Origin of the sequence: Acinetobacter sp. 22512 (assembly GCF_052044755.1) — a bacterium.
GTDB classification, from domain to species: Bacteria; Pseudomonadota; Gammaproteobacteria; order Pseudomonadales; family Moraxellaceae; genus Acinetobacter; species Acinetobacter pittii.
Map to the genome: position 1 here is coordinate 143533 of NZ_JBQENP010000003.1, position 18400 is coordinate 161932.

Sequence of the window (18400 nt, forward strand, 5' to 3'; positions counted from 1 at the left end):
AAATGTTCCCGTGTCTTTTCCAGCTGATTCAGTGGGGTTAGTCACTCCGCAAAAGTTCCAATTTGAAGAACCATTACACCTTGAATGTGATCGTGTTTTGCCACGTTTTGAACTAATGGTCGAAACTTACGGCACTTTAAATGCTGATAAATCAAATGCAATTTTAATCTGTCATGCTCTTTCCGGACATCATCATGCAGCGGGTTATCACCATGAAGATGATAAAAAAGCTGGATGGTGGGATAGTTGTATTGGCCCGGGTAAGGCAATCGATACAAATAAGTTTTTTGTAGTTTCGCTAAATAATATTGGTGGTTGTAATGGCTCAACTGGCCCGACCTCACCAAATCCTGAAAATGACAATCGCCCTTATGGACCTGATTTCCCATTAGTAACGGTACGCGACTGGGTTAAAACTCAGGCCATGCTTTCTGACCGTTTGGGTGTAAATGTCTGGTATGCAGTGGTTGGTGGATCATTAGGAGGCATGCAAGCACTACAATGGTCCGTAGACTACCCTGACCGCCTACAAAAATGTGTGATTATTGCCAGTGCACCAAAGCTTTCAGCACAGAATATTGCATTTAATGAGGTTGCTCGTCAGTCAATCTTGTCTGATCCAGATTTCCATCATGGCCGTTATTTAGAAAATGATAGTTACCCGAAACGCGGACTAATTCTGGCTCGCATGGTCGGTCATATCACCTATCTTTCAGAAGAAGCCATGAAACAAAAATTTGGCCGTGATTTAAAATCTGGCAAATTTATGTACGGTTTTGATGTCGAGTTTCAAGTCGAAAGCTATTTACGTTATCAAGGTGAACAGTTCAGCCGTAACTTTGATGCCAATACCTATCTCATCATGACTAAAGCTTTAGATTATTTTGACCCATCTCGTGAGTACGGTCATTCTTTAACTGAAGCGATGGGTAAAACTAAATGCCAGTTCTTGATTGTCTCGTTCACAACTGACTGGCGTTTTGCACCAAGCCGCTCACAAGAAATTGTAGATGCACTTATTACCAATCATAAGCCAGTAAGTTATCTCGACATTGATGCTGAACAAGGACATGACTCGTTCTTATTCCCGATTCCACTGTATGTCAAAACCATGCGCGCTTTCTTAGGCGGTGAAGAACACTTAAAATCGACATCACTGGAGGCAAGCTAATGCGTATTGATCAACAACTGGCAGAAAAGTGGATTAAACCCGGCTCAAGCGTACTCGATTTAGGGTGTGGTGACGGTGAATTACTCGCTCATATGAGCCAAAAGCATCAAATTCGTGCTTATGGTTTAGAAATTGATCAAGAAAAGATTGCAATTGCCGTCAGTCGCGGGTTAAATATTATTCAACAAGATTTGAATCTCGGCTTAAGCCGCTTTGCAGACCAGTCCTTCGACTATGTGGTTATGGCACAAGCTTTGCAAGCCGTAGATGCACCCGATGTTTTATTAAGAGACATGGTGCGTGTGGGTAAACAGGCAATTATTACTTTTCCAAACTTTGCGCATTGGAAGACTCGCTCTTTTCTTGCATTAAAAGGAATGATGCCTGTATCGGATGCTCTACCATATATGTGGTATAACACCCCCAACATTCATTTATGTACATTTAAAGATTTCGAAGCACTATGTGCTGAAAATCAGATACAAATTATTAATCGACTCGCCGTCAATGGAAATCAGCAGGGAAGCCTGTTAAGCAAACATGTTCCGAATTTGTTTGGTGAAGTCGCTATTTATCGAGTGAGTGCACTATGAAAAAGACATTATTTAGCACACTATTTGCAGGACTGCTAAGTATGCAGGCTCATGCAGATTATATCGCCCAGCCACAATCGGTTGCGAGTCAGGCTGCACGTTTTTCAACAATGGGGATTAACGATCTTCAGAAAGCAGCAAAAGCTGGTCAAGCAGGCGCACAGTTTTATCTTGGTACACATTATCAATATGGTAAAGATGTAGCAAAAGATGACAAACAAGCTTTCGCATGGTTTAAAGCAGCAGCTGATCAAGGTTTATCACCAGCACAATTAAACGTAGGCCGCATGTATGCCGATGGTATTGGTGTTAAAAAAGATGAGTCTATGGCTCGTAAATACTTTGAAAAAGCAGCAAGCAATGGTGATAACCGTGCAAGCTATAACCTTGCTATGATGGAAGAGCAAAAGAAAAACTACGTTGGTGCTTACCAGTGGTATGAGCTTTCAACTCGTGATGGCATGCTCGACAATAAAGTGATTAGCCTATCTGAAGGTAAGAAAACTGCTCTAGCAGCGAACTTAACTCAAGAACAAATCCGTACAGCGCGTGACCGTGCAGACAAATGGATTCAAGCACAATAATAACGGTTCATCCGTAAAAAACCTTACTCGACTAAAGCCACCTTGTATGCTCTACAAGGTGGCTTTAGTTTAGGTTGTCCCATTTTATATTCTATTTATTTCCCTCTATATCCCCTCTTAAAAAACACGTAACATAACTCACGTTCGATATTAGCTATAAAGTTTGGTTTTATTATGTCTACCCCACATTGGTTTGATCAGGGCAGTTTAGTTCTTGCCAGCAATAACAAAGGTAAAGTCGCAGAGTTTGAAAAACTTTTTGAACAGCTTAATTTACCAGTAGAAATTATTCCTCAAGGTCGCCTTAATATTCCTGATGCAATTGAAGATGGTTTAAGCTTTATTGAAAATGCCATTATTAAAGCTCGTCATGCCTCTAAAATTTCAGGTAAACCTGCTATGGCTGACGACTCTGGTATTTGTGTACCAGTCTTAGGCGGCGCACCTGGTATTTATTCAGCACGCTATGCTGGAGAACATGGTGACGATGCAGCCAACAATGCCAAATTATTAAATGACCTTTTACCCTACCGTAAAAATGGTGAAGTGATTGAAGGTATGTTTGTGTGCGTACTTGCTTTAGTCACTCATGCTGAAGATCCTTTACCACAAATTTTCCAAGGTATTTGGCACGGCGAAATTTTAGAAGCGCCACGTGGTGAAAATGGCTTTGGTTATGACCCATTGTTCTGGTTGCCTGAACTACAAGTTTCTAGCGCTGAGTTGTCTAAAGAAGATAAGAATAAGATTAGTCATCGTGGACAAGCGATGCAGTTATTTAGAGAGAGCTTACAGAAGTAAGCTGATCACATGGCCACAATATGCAGCGTTAGAATATATTAAACTTTGTATAGGCAGACCTTACTTTTCAAAGATGAAAAAGTAAGCAAAAATCTTTTGTTAGACTGATGGTACGTTCATGTACCACAGTCTAACTGGCGGCATCCATGTCGCCTTCGCACAAGCAGATATAGGGGAAAAATTTTTAAATTAATTATAGTGGGAAATGCAAAAATACCGCATAAATCGCAATAAAAATACAACTCACAATCGTCCCTGAGGCAATATAAGCCGCCGATCTTCCCGTCCCTTGATAATGTGTTTCTAGCGCTACAATATTGGCTGCTGGCGGCAGACAGAACATTAAAAACATCACTCCAATTTGCTGACTGATATTTGGAATGGGTAAAAATCTATAAGTTAAGCCACAAAGAATAAACCCGCACACTACTTTAAATGCTTGAGCTTTTGTACTGTAAATTAAGTCTTTTAAATGCACTCGGGTACGGCGTAGCCACATTCCCAGCACACACATACCAGCAAAAGTCATGACAAACTTGGCAACTTCATATACCCAATGTATAGCAGGATGCTCGATATGTTGAGCACCTAACGACCTAAGTAAAAGTGCACAACATATTGAAATACACGGTGGAGAAGTTAAAACCTTTTTTAATATGTTGAGCTTACTTTGTGGTGCAGTGGTGACTGCCGTAACAGCCCATGCATTGCCAAAAAGAGAGACTCCAATATATAGCGCAACAATAGGTGCCGTAGCATCAGGGCCAAATAAAGCCATGGCAAAGGGAAAGCCAAGCCACCCCATGTTGGTATAACTTACGCATAGCGCTAACAATCTGTCTTTAAATAAAGCTAAATAAGCAAAGAAAATAAGAAATGCTGAACCGAAGCTAAACAGCATTAAACTCAAACTACCTGGCTGATAAAATACCATGTTGTAAATAATAACAATTGGAATCAATAAACGGGAAAGCCAAGCTGAAAGAACAGGTTTTAACGTTTCTGAAAGAGAAGTCTGAGCAAGTAAAAGTCCAGTGATAAATGCCAATATTGGCAATAATAACGCCACATTCTCTCCATTTGCTCATCAAAACCAGCTTGCTATGCTACACCTTTTCAAAATGAAATGTACTCTCCATTTCAAGTAATTTAAGTGACTCTTTTCAAACTATGTATAAATAAAAAAACAAGATATTCAGTTTATAAAATGAACTTTTTAGGTTTTGACAGTCATTCATTGTCTTAAAAATGACATATAAATGTCACATTCCTGTCATGGCAACCTGTTGATATAAAGCAAACTGAAAAGAGGTATAAGATCATGGCCGGTTTATCTATTTGGCATGTCGTTATTTTTGCAATTGTCGTTATTTTATTATTCGGTACGTCTAAATTAAAAAATATCGGTAAAGACGTAGGCGGTGCAGTAAAAGACTTTAAAAAATCAGTTCGTGAAGAAGATGAGACCACTGCTCTTAATACTCCACGTACAATTGATGCCCAAGTCAAAACACCTGACAGCACATCAGTAAAAAGCTAAAGGTTTTCGACCATGCTTGATGTAGGAATGACAGAGCTACTCTGTTTTGCAATTATTGCAATTTTAGTTTTAGGTCCAGATAAACTTCCAGAAGCTGCACGCTTTGCTGGTCGTTGGTATGTTCGCCTAAAACGTTATATTACCAATTTGCAAAATGAGATTGATCAAGAGTTGCGTCTTTCTGAGTTTCGAAAAGAAATGCAAGAAGAACTCAACCGCATTGAAGCACTAGAACGTAAAGTACAACAACAGCTTGAAGAAATTCAAAAGCAGAATATTTCTGAAAATATAGATAAGGCTGAGGCAACCAAATCAGTGCCCCAACCTATTCGGATATGTCTTCCTATATCAGGCCATTATAAAGTGCCATACATTAGAAAATTTATGCCTTTAGCATCATCAACTGATATTTCAGAGACATCACCTGTTAAATTGAAGATTGCCGTATGAACCAACTGCCTTCAACCACTGTAAATAATCAGGAAAATTTAGACCAAATGCCAATCATGAGCCATTTGGTCGTTTTACGACGTCATTTATTTAGGATTGTCGGAGTAACCTTATTTTTATTTTTTTGCTTATTACCATTTAGAAATAATACTTACCAATTACTATCCGAACCTTTGAGGCTGCAACTTCCAACCTCCTCGTCAATGATTGCAACCGATGTCACTGCAACATTCATGGCGCCTTTTAAACTCAATTTATTTGTCGCACTTGTGCTGGCAATGCCATTTATTCTGTATGAAATCTGGTCATTTGTTCGTCCAGCGCTGTATCAAAAAGAACGTCATTTAGCACTACCATTACTCATCGCTAGTATTGTCTTGTTTTATGCGGGTGTTGCTTTTGCATATTACATTACTCTTCCGGCAATTTTACATTTCTTTATTAGTGTATCGCCTGAAACTGTTGCACCGATGACGGATATTAATAGCTACCTAAGCTTCTGCTTAAAGTTATTTTTAGTATTTGGACTGACTTTTGAAATTCCAATCGCTACGCTTCTCCTTATTTTAATCGGTGTGGTAAATACAAAAAGCCTTGCTGAAAAAAGACGTTTTATTATTGTTGGATGTTTTTTTGTAGCGATGTTTATTACACCGCCAGATGCAATTTCAATGGTGATGTTAGCAATTCCAATGTGGTTGCTTTTCGAACTTGGCCTCCTCTTCGGTAAAATTCTTGAGAAAAGAAAAGCCCACTCTGCTGAATAAAATGATTTCTAAGGAAAAGCCTGGACCTACAAGTTCAGGCTTTTTTATGTAGAACACTTTTTAATCTACAAAGCAATAAACTGTCTTCAAAGTGACTTAAAAATGTAAGAAAAGTGTCATTTTCAGTCCATAGAATCAACTCAACAAATATACCCACAAAATTTACGGATTTCTTATGACAACTGCTTCTACTCAACCAACGCGTCGCGAAATTTTAAAATGGTTTTCGGGGATTCCTTTTCTACCATTAGGAGCGATGGCTACGGCAGCAACATTAGCAGGTTGTAATGATAGTGATGACAGCTCAGTAGTCACTCCCACACCACAACCAAGCAAATTTAAAAATGCAAAATTCACAGCAATGCCAGCGCCAACAACTGCGGCAGACCGTGCAACAACTGTAGTGAATTCTAAATTAAAAATTGATTGGGAAAATTCAACCAGTACTGAATACCAACTCGCTTATAAACCTTTCTTTAAAACTGGTGATAGCGTACCAAAACTTGGTGGTGGGACGATTATTGCGGGTGGTTATTTTGATGTTAATGGCAATCCTATTATGGATAAGTCAGTTGCTGGTAAAGAACGTCAATTCTTTTCAGACTGTCCAGATGGTTCATCTCTAATTCAATTAGAAGGTGCGAAAGTTGAAGGCGTAGCAAACCCAGTGTTCCATGTCGTTCAATTTGAATACAACTCTAAAGACCAAGCAGGTGGTGATACTTACGGTCAATTACCTTCACCAATTGCCATTTTAACTTTAGATCAAGACCAAAAAACAGGTCACTTAGAACTTAAAAAATACTTCAATGTTGATACTGCTCCTGTTCATGGCTTATGGATCACTTGTGGTGCAAGTTTATCGCCTTGGAACACTCACTTATCAAGTGAAGAATACGAGCCAGATGCATTCAATCAAGGCATTGGCGGTACAGATCCAAAATATCTTGGTAAATACTTCTTTGGTGACGAAACTAAAGCAAATCCATATAACTACGGTCATTTGCCAGAAGTAACGGTTAACCTTGATGGTACAGGTAGCATTAAAAAGCACTATTGTTTAGGGCGTATTTCTCACGAACTTATCCATGTTATGCCAGACAACCGTACAGCACTTATGGGAGATGACTACACCAACGGTGGCTTCTTCATGTTCGTTGCAGATAAAGAAAAAGATTTATCAGCAGGGACACTATATGTTGCTAAATACATCAATACTCTAACTGAAACCTCAACTGCTAGCATTCAATGGATCAAACTTGGCCATGCGACAAGTAAAGAAATTGAGGATTTAGTTGCTGGTGGGATTAAGTCAACTGACATCATGGAAAGTTTAACAACCAATCCAAATGATGCGAGCTATACTGAAATCACTTTGGCAAAGAAACAGCTCTGGGTCAAACTTAAACCAGGCATGGAAAAAGCAGCAGCTTTCTTGGAAACACATCGTTATGCAGCACTAAAAGGTGCAAGTATGGCGTTCACCAAGATGGAAGGTACTAACGTAAATATTAAAGATAAAGTTGCTTACTCTGCTTTAGCTAATATTCAAGATTCAATGGTCATTGGCGGTAAAGGTTATGTTGCGGAACATAATGTAGCGTTCTCTAAAAAGATTACTGCTGGTGGCGTGCTTGCACACAAGTTAGGTAATAGCTTTACAGACAACGAAGGTAGCGCAATCAATAGCGAGTGGGTTCCTCTTTACTCATATATGCTACTCATGGGTGAAGATCTTGCTGCGAAAGATAGTTTAGGTAATACAGCGAATCCAGACAAAATTGCTAGCCCAGACAATCTGAAGTTCTCCGAAACTTTACGCACATTATTCATTGGTGAAGACTCAGGTAACCACGTGAACAACTTCTTGTGGGCATACAATGTAGATACCAAAGAGTTAACACGACTGCTTTCTACACCTGCAGGTGCAGAGTCAACAGGTTTACATGCTGTAGATTCAATCAACGGTTGGACTTACATCATGAGCAACTTCCAACATCCAGGCGACAGTAGTAGTGTACCTGAGGATGTTAAGGCATTAATTAACCAAAATTACAACAATGGTTATAGTGCTAACGTCGGCTATATTACAGCAGACCCAATTGCCCCTTCAGTCACAACTAAATAATTTTTCATAACCTCTTTAAATATTAAAGCTGGCTAAGGTCAGCTTTAATATTTTTACATTCAACTTTTACTTTTTATGAAAATTAAATGAAAAATTACAGAACTTTTCATTAACTTATCATCAAAACGTCAACACCTCGTCACATTCACAAACTAAGCTCATGAAGAATTTTAGAACAATCTCTTTATTTACTTAGGAATTCCCCATGACAGAGCTGTCGCCATATCATGAAGACCAAGAACTGGACAATAATACTTCTGACAACATCCACTTTCGTGACATTTTAGAACAACACATCAGTCGCCGTAGTTTAATTACTAAAGCAGCAAGTGGTGCTGTAGCGTTAACTTTAGCCTCTACATTAACAGGCTGTAATGATAGCGATGATGATTCAGGTTCTAACAACGGTGGAACCACACCTGTAGACCCAAATAAAAAACCAGAAAAATTAACTTTTACCGCAGTTGCGAAAAACCATAATGATATTGTGACTGTACCTGAAGGTTATGAAGCGAATGTTATCTATGCTTTAGGTGACTCAATCAATCCAAAAGTTGGAGATTGGGACGACAATAATATTCCATCTGGTCCAAGCTTCCAGTTTCGCTCTGGCGACTGCCATGATGGTATGCATTATTTTGGCTTAAATACTTCAACAAACCGCTTTGACGAAAGTGTTTCAGCTGAAGGTTTGTTAGTCATGAATCACGAATATATCAACCAGACCTTCCTTCACCCAAAAGGTCCAACAAGAGTTGATGGACGTCGTCCTGAAGATGAAGTCATTCGTGAAACCAATGCGCATGGCGTTTCTATTGTTCACATTAAAAAAGACCCAACAACTCAACAAGTAACAATTGATAAAAGTTCTGCTTTTAACCGTCGTATTACAGCATCAACAGAGATGGATTTTGAAGGTGCAGCAGCTGGTTCTGGCTTACTCGCAACTCGCTTCTCCCCTAATGCACGTAAAACTCGCGGTACCCATAATAACTGCGGTAATGGTTATACACCTTGGGGCACATACTTAACCACGGAAGAAAACTTTATTGGTTATTTCCAACGTTCAGGTAGCGATGAATATGCACGTACAGATGCAGAAAAAATTGCATTAAAGCGTTATGGGTTAGGTGTTAAAAAAGATGAGCTCTATCGTTATGAGAAAGATGAGAAAGGTGCCCCTAAAAAAGATACCGAGGGCAAAATCATTTATGAAAAAGATAAAAATGGTGAGTTAATCCCTAACGTTGATGAACAAGGACGACAAATTTATTTAGGTGCAAGTTCTCGTTACGGTTGGGAAACTGCGATTGGTCAAGTAGAGTCACAAGACTTATATGACCGCTGGAATGCCGACGTAAAAGCTGCACAAGCTACCCAAGACTACCGCAACGGTCCAAATACATTCGGATGGATGGTCGAGATTGATCCATTTGATAGACGTCAAAACCCAGTTAAACGTACTTCACTTGGTCGTTTTGCACATGAAGACAGTGCTTGCCGTGCCGTTGTAGGTCAACCATTAGCATTTTATATGGGCGATGATTCTCGCGGTGAGTACATCTATAAATTCGTCTCTACCGCAGTGTGGGATGCTAAAGATATAAATGGCGGTTATGCAGTTGGCGACAAATACATGAACGCAGGTAAATTGTATGTTGCCAAGTTTAATAACGATGGTTCAGGTCAATGGATTGAACTTGCTTATGGCAAAAATGGCTTAAATGAAAGCAACACGACCTACCCATTTAAATCTCAAGCTGACGTTGTCACATTTGCACGTTTAGCCGCCGATGCAGTCGGTGCTACAAAAATGGACCGCCCAGAATGGTGTACGGTCAACCCAGTAAACGGCGAGGTCTATGTCACCCTAACCAATAACTCAAATCGTGGTAAAGATTACGCGACCGATGCTGCAAACCCACGTAACTACACAGACCTCTACAACGGCACTAAAGAGCAAAAGGGTAACGTTAACGGTCATATTATCCGTTTTAAAGAAACTGATGACAAAACGACTGCTGAAACCTTCAAATGGGATATTTACCTATTTGGTGCAGAAGCATCTATGGCTTCAAACATCAACCTATCTGGTTTAACAGACAACAATGATTTGTCATCTCCAGATGGTATGTGGTTCGACCCACGTGGCGTACTTTGGATTCAAACAGATGATGGCGCATATACTGATGTCACTAACTGTATGATGCTTGCTGCGCTACCAGGCCAGATTGGAGATGGTGCTCCTGCAACTACCTCAAATGGTCAGCAAACTTTAGTCGGTGCTAAAGTTACAGACTCAACTTTGCGCCGTTTCTTGGTGGGACCTAAGCAATGTGAGATTACAGGTATTGCGATGACACCTGACTACAAAGCAATTTTCATTAATGTTCAACACCCTGGCGAAGATTCTGCAAGTTACTCGACACCAGAAAGTAACTGGCCAGCAACCCAGAAAGATCCAAGCAACAAAACTGCGCGTCCACGCTCAGCAACTGTTGTGATTACCCGTAAAGATGGCGGTGTGATCGTGGGTTAATTCTTAGATGATTAAAAATGCCGGTCAATTGATCGGCATTTTTATTATCATCGATTTAAGAGAACCTGTTGCTGAACAATTTGCCCACTATGCTCGCCTTGTTGGGTCTTTTCCAACCAAAGCCATTCGTTATTGGTCATTCTTAAAAAATTTGAACAACGTGTGCCATACACAGGGCTTTGAATAAAAGTCGATGATAATAACTCTTCCATTTCTGGCTGAATGCCCGTATTGGGTAATAATGCCGTTGTGACCTTACGTTCATCTTCAAGAATATCCCATGCAGCATGTTGCAAAGTTAACTCTTCCGTCTGGTGCTGAAGCATAGGCAAAAACTCTTGCGTAAAACGTGTTCTTAAATGTCTGGTTTTTTCCCAATGTTCAGACATCAAACCATTTGAAACCACATAAACACCATTGGCTAATACTTGCGGGGCTTCACCACGGTTACTCATATAAACCGCTTGATCAGCATTTCCCATAAACAGGTTAAAGCCAGCGAAGTTCTGTTGCTGCTGTTCTAATTGTTGAGCAAATCGAATCGGCAATAAATCTGACTCTAAAAAAGCCTGAACTAAATGCCCCCGAGAGGTTTCATATGATTTCTGATCTCGTCCATCACGAAAATTGGTCAAGACAGCCCATCGGCCTTGAGGTGTAACGCCCATCCAAGTACCACCCGACTGTAAATCTTGCCCAGCAATAATCGGTGTATGTTGCCACTGATGTAACAATGCTGTTGGTCGATGATAGAACTCATCCCGATTTGACATAAGACATAAGGGCATATCATCCAGAACATGCCATGCTAAAGCCACAATACACATCTTTTCTTATTCCCTATCTTTACACATTGAATGTACAACATTTTTCACATCATTCCGCTACAATCTGTCAAAACGTAAGATCAAGGAGCAGCAATGCTGACCTATCCTAATATCGATCCGGTCGCAATACATCTAGGACCTCTTCAAGTCCATTGGTATGGACTCATGTATTTATTGGCATTTTTATGTGCTTGGGGGCTTGCTTCCTACCGTGCCAAACAGCGTGATGGCTGGACATCAGAAATGGTTTCCGATCTGGTGTTTTACGGTGCTTTAGGTGTCGTTCTGGGCGGTCGTGTCGGCTACGTCCTTTTCTATGAGTTTGATAAATTCCTTGAAAATCCGATTTGGCTATTCCAAGTCTGGACAGGCGGTATGAGTTTCCATGGCGGCTTCTTAGGCGTCATGATTGCGATGTTATTTTGGTGTAAAAAATATCAAAAAACATGGTTCCAAACCCTCGACTTTATTGCCCCATGTGTACCGACTGGCTTAATGTTTGGGCGCTTTGGTAACTTTATTGGTGGAGAGCTATACGGTCGTGCGGTAACCGACCCAAATTATCCATTTGGTATGATCTTCCCAACTGATCCATTACAACTGGTACGCCATCCATCACAAATTTATCAAGCAATTTGTGAAGGCTTAATCCTATTTATTGTCTTGTGGTGGTTTAGTTCAAAACCACGTCCACGCATGGCGGTTTCTGCCCTATTTTTAATGGGCTACGGTGTTGCACGCTTCGTAATGGAATTTTTCCGTCAACCAGATGCCGACCAAGGTTTCATTTTATTTGGCTGGATGACTAAAGGTCAGATCCTCACCGTTCCAATGCTATTAATTGGCCTTTGGATGATGTGGTATGCCTACCAAAAGAAAATTTATGACTGGGGCCCACAAAAGAACAGTTAATATGATAAATCAGAGGAGTTTCGGCTCCTCTTTTCTTTTTTATGCTACAGTTTTTACTCTCCTAAAAATGAAGATACGACATGCTGGAATTCTGGTTTAACACTCAAGTCCCGACATTTAAAAAATTAGTAATTTTAATTATTACACTGTTGATCTGTATTGGGTTATATCAGTACCAACCACTGCCTTTAGATACCATTCTAATGTTTACAGGAACTGGGGTTATTTTTTTAATCTGTCGCTATTTTAAATTGCATTTTGCTCAAAAAAATCCAACTGGCCTACTTTATCGCCTGCTGACGTGGATACCTATCGCTCTTTTATTTGCACTTATTTTTGTTAAAACAATGCCGAACTTGCTGATCTGGGGTGTGCAAGGAATCGCTTTTATGGCACTTGCTGCTTTTATTTTTTCACCTCAATCACTTTTTAATAAATAGGCTCAATATATGTTGGCTTATTGGTACAACGCACCACGTCACATCAAACTTATCTTCATTATCGTTGTTTGTGTTGCAGTTTATGCTGCTAATCAAGTTCAGCCCTTACCTCCTATTTATACAATACTCAGCCTTATTTTCGGATTTGGTTTACATATTGAGCATTACTTGAATACCAAACTTTCAAACAACACATCAGGCAAATCAAGCTTGGGAGTTTTAATCAAAATCTATCCTATTTTGATCATTATTATTTTGATGTATTTGCTCCCTTTTCAGCATAAATGGATTCATCTCATACAAGCTTTAGGCTTTGTACTGGTTGGCTTTTTTCTTGTTTCGATTTATCAAAATCGTGCTAAAAGATTTAACTAAACACATTCAGCAAAAATATCTTAGAACTAATTTTAGATTTTCATCTTGAGCTACAACAGGTATCATCTTCAGTGGTTCATGATGAAGCAGCTCTATTGAGTAATTATTTATCTTCTGAGCTATCTCCCCCTTTCTATATTATGGAATTAATCCGAACTCGAGAGTGTTATGCGTGCATATTTAGACCTACTACAACATATCCTTGATAATGGCGGTGACAAAGGCGACCGTACAGGCACAGGAACCCGTTCTGTATTTGGTCATCAAATGCGTTTTGATCTCTCTAAAGGTTTTCCTTTACTCACTACCAAAAAAGTTCACTTCCGCTCGATTGTGATTGAGTTGCTTTGGTTTTTAAAAGGCGACACTAACGTCCAATACCTAAAAGACAATAAAGTTTCAATTTGGGACGAATGGGCAACAGCAGAACAAACTGCTCGCTTTGGCCGTCCAGAGCATGAACTTGGACCAGTCTATGGTCATCAATGGCGTAATTTCGGCGCAACTAAAAATGCAGACGGCTCTTATAACCAAGATGGTTTTGACCAGATTAAATGGTTAATTAATGAAATTAAAACCAATCCAAATTCACGCCGTTTAATTGTTTCTGGCTGGAACCCAAATGAAGCTGGACAAGTTGCCTTACCGCCTTGCCATACGCTCTTCCAGTTTTTCGTACAAGACAACAAGTTGTCATGCCAGCTTTATCAACGTAGTGCTGACGTGTTCTTAGGCGTGCCTTTTAATATTGCGAGTTATGCTCTACTCACCCATATGATTGCTCAAGTGTGCGGTTTAGGTGTAGGTGATTTTGTCTGGACTGGTGGTGATACACATCTTTATGCCAACCATTTTGAACAAGCTAAACTTCAATTGACACGTGAGCCTTTACCGTTATGCCAATTGAAACTAAATCCAGAAATAACTGACTTATTTGATTTCAAATTTGAAGATATCGAGATTGTAGGTTACGAGTCACATCCGGCAATTAAAGCACCAGTTGCAGTATAACAAAGGCTTAAATTTCATTAGATTACGGTTTAGAGAATAAGATTATGGCATGGCAAAATGTAGAAGTTGTCCAAGTTGTGGCAATGGACAAAAACCACTGTATTGGTAAAGGCAATGCGTTGCCATGGCATATTTCTGCCGACTTAAAACATTTTAAAGAAATCACACAAGGTGGCGTGGTCGTGATGGGCCGTAAAACCCTTGAGTCTATGGGCCGTGCTCTACCAAACCGTGTGAATTGGGTGATTACCCGTGACATTAACTGGCAGTTTGACGGTGTTAAAGTTGCGTATTCAATTGAAGATGCCTTAAATGCAGCTTTAGAAGATGTAAAGAATACCGAAAAACAAGCTTTGTTCATTATTGGTGGTGGTGAAATCTTTAAGCAAACCTTGTCGATTGCAGACCGTCTTGAGCTCACTCATGTTGACTTAGATGTACAAGGTGATGCACATTATCCAACAATACCGAGTGAGTTTCATAAAACCGCAAGTGAACAGCATGTTGATGAAAAATCAGGAACTTCATTCGAGTTTGCTACTTATAAAAAATAATTTTATGGATGCCTATGCACAATATCGGAACACGTGAATTTATTATTGCTCTACTTTTTGGGCTATTACATAGTTTATTCACGCTGTTTATTGTGTTCTCTAGCATTTGGGTATGCGTAGCGCTTTGGGTCCAACAACCTTTTGGCTGGTTAGGCAGCCGCATACTCATTGGCATCTGGATTGCTTTTGCACTCAGCATGGCTGGCTTATATGTTGAAGGTCATATTATTAGCCGCCGTACCGATATCCTGATTTATCTTTTAGCGTTTGCCTGCTCTCTTGTTTGGTATTTTTCGATTACTGCACGTCAAGATCGAGACTGGAACCCTGAAGTTGCCAATATACTGAGTTACGAAAAGCACGGCGATGTGATCACTTTGCACAATGTTCGTAACTTCAACTGGCATCCTGACGGAACCTATGATGTGCGATGGGAAACCCGCACTTTTGACCTCAACCAGTTAAATGGAGTAAATATCATTACTTCTTACTGGATGGGACCACAAATTGCTCATACACTTGTAAGTTTTGAGTTTGCACACCAACAACCACTAGTCTTCTCAATCGAGATTCGTAAAGAAAAAACTGAAGAGTTTTCGGCAATTGGCGGTTTTTTTAGAAAATATGAACTGAGCTTAATTGCTTCTGATGAGAAAGATATTGTCTATACGCGTAGCAACATCCGTAAAGAGCAGGTTTATAATTTCCCAGTCAATATGCCGCGTAGCGAGCAAAAAGCGCTATTTTTAGAATATCTTAAGAAATCGGATGAGCTACGCAAAAAGCCTGAGTGGTACAACACACTTACGAGTAACTGTACAACTTTAATTTTTGATATGGTTCAAGCAATTAACCCCTATGAACTTCCTAAAGATTATCGTCTAATCGCTTCGGGTTACTTACCTAATTATTTATATGACCTTAAAGCACTTAATCAGAATATCAGTTTAAAACAGTGGTATCAAATTGCGCATATCAACCCAAGAACTGAAAATTTTGAACAGCTCTCAGATCAGAGTAGTGAACACTTCTCTCAAATCGTTCGACAAGGTTTACCTAAAGCTAAATGAAATAAGTAATGCACTTTTCTTTACTTTTTTATACATGCTTTACTTTGTATTTTAAATACATAAACCCTATTGTAATAGGCAGGAAATAGAGGGAAAAACAATGCAACAGGCATTATTTGGCGGCGGCTGTTTTTGGTGCGTCGAAGCTGTATTTTTACAAATACGCGGTGTAGAAAAAGTAACGAGTGGTTATGCAGGTGGGCACACGACTAACCCTACTTACGAGCAAGTATGTCAAGGAGACACCCAGCACGCTGAGGTGATCTTAGTCGACTTTGATGAAGAGCAAGTAACTTACTCCCAGTTACTCGACGTGTTCTTTGCGACTCATGATCCAACGACTTTAAACCGTCAAGGTAATGATATCGGCACACAATACCGCTCTGTTATTTACTATTATAATGAAGAGCAAAAGCAGGCAGCGGAACACACGATTCAGACTCTAAAAAATGACGATCTTGATATTGTGACTGAGCTGTCCCCTGTTCCGACATTCTATCCAGCAGAAGAATATCATCAGAATTACTATGCAAAGAATCCTTCACAAGGTTATTGCAACTTTGCGATTCCACCAAAACTGCTCAAGCTATATAGTAAATTCCAGCATCTGATGAAAGATCAGTAAATCAGAGCAATAAAAAAGCAACCAGTTTGGTTGCTTTCTTATTGAGTAAACTAAATTTTAGTTTTCACTTACAAAGGCAATATCGCTCAGTCCGGCTTCACTGGCGCGAGACATTACCTGAGCAACAGTATCGTACTTCGACTCTTTATCAGCACGAAGTTGAACTGTTGGTTTAACATCGCCTTGACCTGCTTCTTGAAAACGTTTTTGAAGCTCATCTAGGCTAATTACTTGAGTATCCCAAGCCACTTCACCATTTGCATTGATACTAATCGTAATTGCTTTTGGTGGTGGATCAATAATTTCAGCAGTTGTTTTAGGAAGCGTTAATGGAATCGATGGGTTGGCAACTGTTGCTGTGACCAAAAAGATGATCATTAACACCAACATAATGTCGATTAGCGGAATGAGATTCATCTCATTCATGCCACTATCGTGGTCTTCACCCAATTGAAAAGCCATTAAGCTTGACCTCCAACGTAACTTTGCTGTGCAGTTTTAACATCAGACTTTACAGTTGAGTCTTGCTGCAACATCGTGTCAATTAACAAGCTGTGCGCTTGGTCTTGTAAGTCGTGAGCAAGACCACGGTTTGCACGTACACAAATGTTATAAGCCAATACCGCTGGAATCGCAACTGCAAGACCAAGACCTGTCATAATCAGTGCTTCACCTACTGGTGTAGCCACTTGAGCCAAACCTGCTTGTCCGCTTTTACCTACGGCAACCAGCGCATGGAAAATACCCCAAACAGTACCAAACAAACCTACGAATGGTGCAATTGAAGCAATCGTTCCTAAAACAGAAATACCTTTATCAGCATTGGCCTTTTCAGCAGAAATCTGACGAAGTAATGCCTGCTCTGCAACCGCTTTACGCTGTTCAAAACTCAAAGGTTGTAACTTTGCTTTTAGCGAAGTGATAGCCTGAGAAAGTTGAGCATAAGCTTGTTGCTTTAGCTGGCGAGTCCCCATCAAACGTAAGATGAAAACTGTCCAGGTAGCAATCGACATTGCCAATAAGATGAAATACAGGGTTTTACTCACTGCATCTGCATGTTGCCAATAGATTGAAAAGTTCATATTGAACTCCTGATTAAGGTTAGCCGTTGGGACTCAAATTCATTTAAGGGGTTAAATCAAAGGGTTGCTCTGCTTTAATTGGATAAGCAACACCATTTTCCATATAAGGTTTAAATTTCGCACCGCGAACAGCACGGACTACTTTGTCATCTAGACTTGAAATACCACTACTTCTAGTCACTCGCACATTAATAATTTTGCCTTTTTCATCGGCTTCAATGAGTACCATGACAGAGCGTGCTTCGCCTTGTAAATCTTTTGAAGAAACTGTTAAACGTGGTGAGCGGCTCCACTGTACACCCGAACCACCAATTGAAACGCGTTTCGGTGATGGATCTGGGGCAGGTTGAGCTTTAGGCGCTTCTTGTACCACTGGTTTTGGTTTTTCAACAACTTTCTCAGTAACTGTTGTCGTCGTTGTCACCACTTTGGTTTCAACTTTAGGTTCTGTCTTTACTGTTTCTTTTGGTGTTTCAGCCTTTTTCACCTGTTGAATTTTTTCCACTTTTTTAGGTGGTGTCACAGGCTTTTCAACAACTTTAACTTCTTTTACCTCTTTCTTAGGTTCCGGCTTTTTAGGTGGTTCCTTCGGTTTAGGAGGCAGTGGTTTTGGTTGCTCTTGAATTTTTACGAAACGTACCTGTAAAGGCTTCTTCTCGATTGGCTTTAATTCAGCAGGCTTAATATGGCTGACCGCCCATAAGACCCCGATATGACCAATTGCAACCGCAATTAGTGCCGTGATGACTTTCTTTTTCATCGGATTGGGAGAGTTTAAGGCTGCGGAAGATTGACTCATAAGAATCTAATTACCTAATGGATGATGATTTCAGCTTTCTATTTGTAGAAACGATTTCAAACATCGGATAGAACAATAAAGTGCCACAATAATAAATGAGAAGTGTTTTCATTTGCAACTATTTTTTGAGAA

General features: G+C 39.9%; 20 protein-coding genes and 1 pseudogene. 16 read left to right on the forward strand and 5 right to left on the reverse strand.

The features are described from left to right. Nucleotides 1–10: 10 nt before the first annotated feature. The 4 genes from metX to rdgB all read left to right on the forward strand — a co-directional run bounded on the left by metX (nt 11) and on the right by rdgB (nt 3149). Complete coding sequence (gene metX / locus ACTJJG_RS05035) at nt 11–1171, forward strand: homoserine O-succinyltransferase MetX (protein ID WP_017482028.1); 1161 nt, start codon at nt 11–13, stop codon at nt 1169–1171. Next, nucleotides 1171–1764, forward strand: a complete 594-nt coding sequence (gene metW / locus ACTJJG_RS05040; protein WP_001217230.1) for a methionine biosynthesis protein MetW — start codon at nt 1171–1173, stop codon at nt 1762–1764. Before metX ends, metW begins: the two co-directional genes overlap by 1 nt. After that, on the forward strand, nt 1761–2348 hold the full coding sequence (locus tag ACTJJG_RS05045) for a tetratricopeptide repeat protein (protein WP_005804213.1): 588 nt from the start codon (nt 1761–1763) through the stop codon (nt 2346–2348). Before metW ends, ACTJJG_RS05045 begins: the two co-directional genes overlap by 4 nt. A 174-nt stretch (nt 2349–2522) precedes the next feature. After that, nucleotides 2523–3149 (forward strand): RdgB/HAM1 family non-canonical purine NTP pyrophosphatase, encoded by a 627-nt coding sequence (gene rdgB, locus ACTJJG_RS05050; protein WP_017482027.1) that lies wholly within the window; start codon nt 2523–2525, stop codon nt 3147–3149. 193 nt (nt 3150–3342) lie between these two features. Here rdgB and ACTJJG_RS05055 read toward each other — a convergent pair whose 3' ends face one another. Then, nucleotides 3343–4218: an AEC family transporter gene (locus tag ACTJJG_RS05055; protein ID WP_017482026.1), complete on the reverse strand. Its 876-nt coding sequence runs from the start codon at nt 4216–4218 to the stop codon at nt 3343–3345. A 252-nt stretch (nt 4219–4470) separates the two neighbouring features. Between ACTJJG_RS05055 and ACTJJG_RS05060 the strand changes: the two genes are divergently transcribed. The 5 genes from ACTJJG_RS05060 (at nt 4471) to ACTJJG_RS05080 (ending at nt 10573) form a co-directional block, all read left to right on the forward strand. Further along, nucleotides 4471–4689 carry a Sec-independent protein translocase subunit TatA gene (locus ACTJJG_RS05060; protein ID WP_002114991.1) on the forward strand — a complete coding sequence of 73 codons (219 nt, stop codon included), beginning with the start codon at nt 4471–4473 and terminating at the stop codon, nt 4687–4689. A 12-nt stretch (nt 4690–4701) separates the two neighbouring features. After that, a complete protein-coding gene (gene tatB, locus ACTJJG_RS05065) occupies nt 4702–5139 on the forward strand; it encodes a Sec-independent protein translocase protein TatB (RefSeq protein WP_002114889.1) in 438 nt (145 codons plus the stop codon). Continuing rightward, on the forward strand, nt 5136–5906 hold the full coding sequence (gene tatC / locus ACTJJG_RS05070) for a twin-arginine translocase subunit TatC (protein ID WP_372552482.1): 771 nt from the start codon (nt 5136–5138) through the stop codon (nt 5904–5906). The genes tatB and tatC overlap by 4 nt, the downstream gene beginning before the upstream one ends. A gap of 175 nt (nt 5907–6081) precedes the next feature. Further along, nucleotides 6082–8034, forward strand: a complete 1953-nt coding sequence (locus ACTJJG_RS05075; RefSeq protein ID WP_017482025.1) for a PhoX family protein — start codon at nt 6082–6084, stop codon at nt 8032–8034. A 205-nt stretch (nt 8035–8239) separates the two neighbouring features. Then, a complete protein-coding gene (locus ACTJJG_RS05080; protein ID WP_032056241.1) occupies nt 8240–10573 on the forward strand; it encodes a PhoX family protein in 2334 nt (777 codons plus the stop codon). A 47-nt stretch (nt 10574–10620) separates the two neighbouring features. Here the strand turns inward: ACTJJG_RS05080 and ACTJJG_RS05085 are convergent, their stop codons facing one another. Beyond that, nucleotides 10621–11400 (reverse strand): NRDE family protein, encoded by a 780-nt coding sequence (locus ACTJJG_RS05085; RefSeq protein ID WP_002114777.1) that lies wholly within the window; start codon nt 11398–11400, stop codon nt 10621–10623. A 93-nt stretch (nt 11401–11493) separates the two neighbouring features. Here ACTJJG_RS05085 and lgt point away from each other — a divergent pair, with 93 nt between their 5' ends. The 7 genes and pseudogenes from lgt (at nt 11494) to msrA (ending at nt 16387) form a co-directional block, all read left to right on the forward strand. After that, nucleotides 11494–12312: a prolipoprotein diacylglyceryl transferase gene (lgt, locus tag ACTJJG_RS05090; RefSeq protein ID WP_005066098.1), complete on the forward strand. Its 819-nt coding sequence runs from the start codon at nt 11494–11496 to the stop codon at nt 12310–12312. An 80-nt stretch (nt 12313–12392) separates the two neighbouring features. Next, entirely contained in the window at nt 12393–12752 is a 360-nt protein-coding gene (locus tag ACTJJG_RS05095) for a hypothetical protein (protein ID WP_002115133.1), read from the forward strand. Between the two features lie 9 nt (nt 12753–12761). Further along, nucleotides 12762–13149, forward strand: a pseudogene (locus ACTJJG_RS05100) (hypothetical protein); the annotation flags it as partial. Nucleotides 13150–13295: 146 nt separating this feature from the next. Next, nucleotides 13296–14138 (forward strand): thymidylate synthase, encoded by an 843-nt coding sequence (thyA, locus tag ACTJJG_RS05105; protein ID WP_017482022.1) that lies wholly within the window; start codon nt 13296–13298, stop codon nt 14136–14138. A 44-nt stretch (nt 14139–14182) separates the two neighbouring features. Then, a complete protein-coding gene (locus ACTJJG_RS05110) occupies nt 14183–14692 on the forward strand; it encodes a dihydrofolate reductase (RefSeq protein ID WP_032056244.1) in 510 nt (169 codons plus the stop codon). A gap of 14 nt (nt 14693–14706) precedes the next feature. Beyond that, a complete protein-coding gene (locus tag ACTJJG_RS05115) occupies nt 14707–15762 on the forward strand; it encodes a DUF4105 domain-containing protein (RefSeq protein ID WP_032056245.1) in 1056 nt (351 codons plus the stop codon). 100 nt (nt 15763–15862) lie between these two features. After that, a complete protein-coding gene (msrA, locus tag ACTJJG_RS05120) occupies nt 15863–16387 on the forward strand; it encodes a peptide-methionine (S)-S-oxide reductase MsrA (protein ID WP_004794799.1) in 525 nt (174 codons plus the stop codon). Between the two features lie 57 nt (nt 16388–16444). On the opposite strand, the gene ACTJJG_RS05125 is transcribed toward msrA, so the two are convergent. Genes ACTJJG_RS05125 through ACTJJG_RS05135 form a run of 3 tightly spaced genes read right to left on the reverse strand, consistent with a single transcriptional unit; the run spans nt 16445 to nt 18268 of the window. After that, entirely contained in the window at nt 16445–16849 is a 405-nt protein-coding gene (locus tag ACTJJG_RS05125) for an ExbD/TolR family protein (RefSeq protein ID WP_000885432.1), read from the reverse strand. After that, nucleotides 16849–17469 carry a MotA/TolQ/ExbB proton channel family protein gene (locus ACTJJG_RS05130; RefSeq protein ID WP_001011664.1) on the reverse strand — a complete coding sequence of 207 codons (621 nt, stop codon included), beginning with the start codon at nt 17467–17469 and terminating at the stop codon, nt 16849–16851. The genes ACTJJG_RS05125 and ACTJJG_RS05130 overlap by 1 nt, the downstream gene beginning before the upstream one ends. A 43-nt stretch (nt 17470–17512) precedes the next feature. Further along, a complete protein-coding gene (locus ACTJJG_RS05135) occupies nt 17513–18268 on the reverse strand; it encodes an energy transducer TonB (protein ID WP_016144264.1) in 756 nt (251 codons plus the stop codon). Between the last annotated feature and the right edge of the window lie 132 nt (nt 18269–18400).

Bases quoted from the DNA above. Each gene is read 5' to 3' on its own strand.
- msrA (WP_004794799.1), top strand. From the start codon at position 15,863: ATGCAACAGGCATTATTTGGCGGCGGCTGTTTTTGGTGCGTCGAAGCT.
- ACTJJG_RS05095 (WP_002115133.1), top strand. From the start codon at position 12,393: ATGCTGGAATTCTGGTTTAACACTCAAGTCCCGACATTTAAAAAATTA.
- tatC (WP_372552482.1), top strand. From the start codon at position 5,136: ATGAACCAACTGCCTTCAACCACTGTAAATAATCAGGAAAATTTAGAC.
- ACTJJG_RS05135 (WP_016144264.1), bottom strand. From the start codon at position 18,268: ATGAGTCAATCTTCCGCAGCCTTAAACTCTCCCAATCCGATGAAAAAG.
- lgt (WP_005066098.1), top strand. From the start codon at position 11,494: ATGCTGACCTATCCTAATATCGATCCGGTCGCAATACATCTAGGACCT.
- ACTJJG_RS05080 (WP_032056241.1), top strand. From the start codon at position 8,240: ATGACAGAGCTGTCGCCATATCATGAAGACCAAGAACTGGACAATAAT.
- metW (WP_001217230.1), top strand. From the start codon at position 1,171: ATGCGTATTGATCAACAACTGGCAGAAAAGTGGATTAAACCCGGCTCA.
- ACTJJG_RS05125 (WP_000885432.1), bottom strand. From the start codon at position 16,849: ATGGCTTTTCAATTGGGTGAAGACCACGATAGTGGCATGAATGAGATG.
- thyA (WP_017482022.1), top strand. From the start codon at position 13,296: ATGCGTGCATATTTAGACCTACTACAACATATCCTTGATAATGGCGGT.
- ACTJJG_RS05060 (WP_002114991.1), top strand. From the start codon at position 4,471: ATGGCCGGTTTATCTATTTGGCATGTCGTTATTTTTGCAATTGTCGTT.
- ACTJJG_RS05045 (WP_005804213.1), top strand. From the start codon at position 1,761: ATGAAAAAGACATTATTTAGCACACTATTTGCAGGACTGCTAAGTATG.
- tatB (WP_002114889.1), top strand. From the start codon at position 4,702: ATGCTTGATGTAGGAATGACAGAGCTACTCTGTTTTGCAATTATTGCA.
- ACTJJG_RS05110 (WP_032056244.1), top strand. From the start codon at position 14,183: ATGGCATGGCAAAATGTAGAAGTTGTCCAAGTTGTGGCAATGGACAAA.
- rdgB (WP_017482027.1), top strand. From the start codon at position 2,523: ATGTCTACCCCACATTGGTTTGATCAGGGCAGTTTAGTTCTTGCCAGC.
- ACTJJG_RS05115 (WP_032056245.1), top strand. From the start codon at position 14,707: ATGCACAATATCGGAACACGTGAATTTATTATTGCTCTACTTTTTGGG.
- ACTJJG_RS05130 (WP_001011664.1), bottom strand. From the start codon at position 17,469: ATGAACTTTTCAATCTATTGGCAACATGCAGATGCAGTGAGTAAAACC.
- ACTJJG_RS05085 (WP_002114777.1), bottom strand. From the start codon at position 11,400: ATGTGTATTGTGGCTTTAGCATGGCATGTTCTGGATGATATGCCCTTA.
- ACTJJG_RS05075 (WP_017482025.1), top strand. From the start codon at position 6,082: ATGACAACTGCTTCTACTCAACCAACGCGTCGCGAAATTTTAAAATGG.